Source organism: Bacillus sp. AFS001701 (genome assembly GCF_002559405.1).
Lineage (GTDB): Bacteria > Bacillota > Bacilli > Bacillales > Bacillaceae_G > Gottfriedia.
Window position 1 is genome coordinate 1 of the sequence record NZ_NTZO01000533.1, and the last position, 1,444, is coordinate 1,444.

The 1,444-nt window shown below is 29.1% G+C and carries 2 protein-coding genes; both read right to left on the reverse strand.

Annotated elements, in window-relative coordinates; translation table 11 throughout:
- Positions 1–156 precede the first annotated feature (156 nt).
- Positions 157–1,005, reverse strand: coding sequence for a MerR family transcriptional regulator (locus tag CN514_RS22235; protein WP_098234444.1), 849 nt, complete (start codon positions 1,003–1,005; stop codon positions 157–159).
- Positions 1,006–1,085: 80 nt separating this feature from the next.
- Positions 1,086–1,444: MFS transporter (locus tag CN514_RS22240; RefSeq protein ID WP_141529484.1), on the reverse strand; the 359-nt coding region annotated here is incomplete at its 5' end.

A 1,444-nucleotide genomic window follows, 5' to 3' on the forward strand; every position in this document is an offset into this window, starting at 1 on the left:
AAAATTTAATTTTTATATAAAAATTTATCTTTTTATTCAATAATTCAATTTGTATATTAAATAAATTTATTTTTGATCATAAAAGTAAAAAAGACCCTATAAAGAGTCTTTCTAAAATCTACTATGGAGCTTTAAAGTATCATATTTTTTGTCTATCTATTCTCTTTCATCATCGACCAATACTCTCATTTCAATCAGGAATTCTTCTTTTTGATTTGGTGAATAATTATTATGTATTAATGACTCATATATATCACTTTTAATCGTTATTTTATGTTTGTCTATATAGTGAATAAGTCTTTGTAAGTTTGTAAAATAATCATCAGATGATACGCTTTTATAAGTAATGCATATGTAATTTCCTTTGGGGATGGTTGAAAGCTCGGTATCCGGTAATAGTAGTGTCGTTTGTTTTTTTGTTAAAACAGGTGTAAATAAATATTGATATGTTACTTCACTAACATGGGTATAAGACTTATATGGTACAATGGCTCCATAACCATTGTTCCTAAAACCCTCTGTAGATGCAGCAAATTTCTTCAATTTACTGTATGAAGCATTTAAAATATTTTTCGGGTCGATCCCATTAGCTTTCGTCTGAATGATTTGCATTTCATCTTCATACGAAAAAAACACTTCTCCAAATTGTGGATAATCCTTTTGTTTTTGTAATCCCTTTTTTGCATTTGCGATGATTTTTTCAATTTCGATTAATGAATCTATTTTTTCTCTAACAATTTTTTCTTGTTCTGTTAAAAAGGAGAAAAATTCATCTCTCTGTAGTCCCTGTACCTCTTTCATCTCTTCTAATGGAGTACCAATATATTTGAGTGATTTGATTAAATCGAGAAGATGAATTTGTGAGTCTTTGTAATATCGATAATTCGTATCTGGATCTACATACGCTGGTTTAAATAAATTGATTTTGTCATAATATCGGAGTGCTTTAATCGATATATTAACTAACTTGGATACCTCACCTATTGTATAAAGTTTTTCCTTCACCTTAATCACCTCCACATTCTTATTTTAGCAAAAGAAGCATATTCTTTATTCGTAAATATAGAATACGCTTTTTTGATATATTATGCTGTTCGATATACTGGCATTTTCCAAGCAATTGTTAAACCAACGCCACTCGCTAATAAGACTGTTGCAAAATAAAATGGATAGTTTAGGTCTATATCAAATAGGATTCCACCTATTATTGGTCCAATTACATTCCCAAAACTAGTAAACATTGAGTTCATCCCACCTACAAAGCCTTGTTCATTACCTGCAATCTTAGACAAATAGGTTGTAACAGCTGGACGCATTAAATCAAAGCCTAAAAATACTGTAATCGTCACTAGTAAAATCATAAAATATGAGTTAACAATTGTCATCATAAAAACTAGAATTGTAGACAGAATTAAACTATATCGAATTAATCGAATTTCTCCCA